Source organism: Actinomadura logoneensis (assembly GCF_003428695.1).
Classification (GTDB): Bacteria; Actinomycetota; Actinomycetes; order Streptosporangiales; family Streptosporangiaceae; genus Spirillospora; species Spirillospora logoneensis.
Map to the genome: position 1 here is coordinate 1 of NZ_QURH01000559.1, position 1,651 is coordinate 1,651.

At 76.6% G+C, this 1,651-nt stretch carries 4 protein-coding genes; all 4 read right to left on the reverse strand.

Going from position 1 to position 1,651, the window contains the following annotated elements; translation table 11 throughout:
• Window positions 1–286, reverse strand: a 286-nt coding sequence (locus DZF91_RS24135) for a hypothetical protein (protein WP_199486849.1), incomplete at its 3' end; no start/stop codon positions are given.
• A 4-nt stretch (window positions 287–290) separates the two neighbouring features.
• The gene (locus tag DZF91_RS24140) at window positions 291–716 is read right to left on the reverse strand and encodes a hypothetical protein (RefSeq protein WP_117359583.1); all 426 of its coding nucleotides are present in this window, start codon (window positions 714–716) and stop codon (window positions 291–293) included.
• A gap of 21 nt (window positions 717–737) precedes the next feature.
• Window positions 738–1,280, reverse strand: a complete 543-nt coding sequence (locus tag DZF91_RS24145) for a hypothetical protein (protein WP_117359584.1) — start codon at window positions 1,278–1,280, stop codon at window positions 738–740.
• Window positions 1,281–1,651 (reverse strand): hypothetical protein (locus DZF91_RS40220; protein ID WP_158588035.1); only part of this gene is annotated, 371 nt, incomplete at its 5' end.

Sequence of the window (1,651 nt, forward strand, 5' to 3'; positions counted from 1 at the left end):
CCCGGGCGCCCTGGCGGGCGCCCTGGACGGCGGCGACCGTGCCGCGCACGGCGGCGGCGGCGGTCCAGCCGGTCGCCCACACCCACCACAGCGGGTCCGAGGGGCCACTACGGCGGGCGCGGCGGTTCCGGGCGGCGGCGGCCTTACTGCGGCGCTCCTCGGCGTCCGCGCGGCGCTCGGCCGCCGCGGCGCGGGCCTGTTCCCACTTGGTGCGGGCCTGCGCGCGGGACTCCTCCCACGCTCGGGAGATCATGGTCGCCAGGACGACCGCGATGATGAGTTCCATCGGGTCAGCCGCCGATCATCGACGCGAGCGTGCTCGCGCTCGTCTGAGCGATGGAGCCGAACAGGTTGGTGCCGGTGTCGGCCAGCGGCCCGGAGGCCACCAGCGCCAGCAGCGGCAGCGCGATCAGGCCGGTCTTGGCGATCCCGTCCGGGTGCCGGTCCTTCAGGTCCAGGACCGTGCCGACCAGCAGCAGGACACCGACCCCTCCGGCCACCAGGGCGCCGGAGACGTGGACCCAGCCGCCGACCCAGCCCATCGGCTTGCCGAGCATGTGCGCGGCCCAGGTGCCCACGCCGGTGCTGGCCAGGCTCGCCGAGCAGACCAGCAGCATCGACGGGCGCAGCCACCAGAACTTGAGCAGGTGACCGGAGAGCTTCTTGCCGAGGATGATCCACAGCCCGAAGGCCACCGCGGCGACGACGTACGACATGTGATTTCCCTTCGGGTCAGATCAGTGCAGGTAGAGAGCGACGGCGGTGATGGCGGCGGCCACCAGCAGCCGGGACGGGTGGTCCAGTAGCCAGGCCAGGCCCAGCAGCACCGCCCGCGCGCCGAGCGCGGGGTAGCCGTAGATCCAGCCGAGCCAGCGCAGCAGCGGCACGCCCCCGGACCACTCGGCGCGCTGGAGCCGCGCCGCCGAGTCCCGCAGCGCCGGCGGGCGGGCCCGCCAGACCGTCCCGTCCACGGCATGGGCCGCGGTCTGGCCGGCCTCGGCAAGCCACTCGCGCGCGGTCTCCCGCAGCACCAGGGCCGCGCCGGGCTCGGCGACCACGACCGGTCCCGCGCCCGGGAACGGCACGACCTGTCCCGCCGCCTGGTCGTCGGCGTCGGCCGGGTCGCTGTCGGCGGAGTCGGCCGTCGGGGCCTGGTCGTCCTCGCGCGTACGCGCGCGAGGGCGAGTGCGAGTGCGCTCGCGCTCGTCCGGGCGCCTCGGCGCCGGTTCCGGCGTCTGCTGCGGCCCCTCCTGCGGGGCGTCGGGGAAGGCGATCGGCATCTACCTCACCCCCAGCTGTGCGGCCTCACGCGCCAGCTCGTCGGCGTAGTGGCCGCGCATCCGGTCCCGCTCGGCCTCGGGCAGCCGCCCCAGCGCCGACCGCAGCACCATCAGCGCCGTCGACAGCCGCGCCGCCTCGGTGCCGGGCGCGCGGAGCTTGGACTCGTGCAGCGCGCGGGACGCCGGCGACATCGCCGCCTGCTCCATCACACGCCGGGCGTGCGCGGCCACCTCGGCCGTCGTCGTCCGCGCGGCCCGCGCCGACGATGCGTGAGCCGCCTCCGACACCAGGTAGGCCGCCGCAGCCGCCAGCCGCTCAGCCGGGGTCGCGGCCCGCGCGATGCGGTCGGCGTGCCAGGCCGCCCGGCGCG

Excerpts from the sequence above, each read along its gene's own strand:
- DZF91_RS24140 (WP_117359583.1), bottom strand. The coding sequence starts at position 716 with ATGTCGTACGTCGTCGCCGCGGTGGCCTTCGGGCTGTGGATCATCCTC.
- DZF91_RS24145 (WP_117359584.1), bottom strand. The coding sequence starts at position 1,280 with ATGCCGATCGCCTTCCCCGACGCCCCGCAGGAGGGGCCGCAGCAGACG.